The 310-nt window shown below is 38.7% G+C and carries 1 protein-coding gene; it reads left to right on the plus strand.

Going from position 1 to position 310, the window contains the following annotated elements; all coding sequences use genetic code 11:
* A partial coding sequence (locus tag AAW00_RS15225) for a hypothetical protein (RefSeq protein ID WP_479370966.1) occupies nt 1-310 on the plus strand: 310 nt, incomplete at both ends.

The following is a 310-nucleotide window of genomic DNA, read 5'->3' on the forward strand; positions in this document are numbered from 1 at the left end:
TTGAATCTTATAAAGAACGTGAACAGCGTTATTTGGATCAAATTGATCGGTTCCAGCTTTTATTAGGACACAAAGAGTCTTCTGAAAAAGTGTCTCATGACACACCTGTGACACGTTCCAACGATACATCATGCGACACTTTTAATGACACACCTGAAACTATTGCTACACAAGCAATGAAACAAAATGATACGTCTCATGATACATCTTTGACACGTCTCAATGGTGCACCACAAGACACTTTTGAGACGTCTCATGACACACTAAAAAAACAGCCTAAAAAGCGTGGTTTATTTGGCCGTGTTATAAG

This window comes from Aurantiacibacter luteus (assembly GCF_001010945.1).
Classification (GTDB): domain Bacteria; phylum Pseudomonadota; class Alphaproteobacteria; order Sphingomonadales; family Sphingomonadaceae; genus Alteraurantiacibacter; species Alteraurantiacibacter luteus.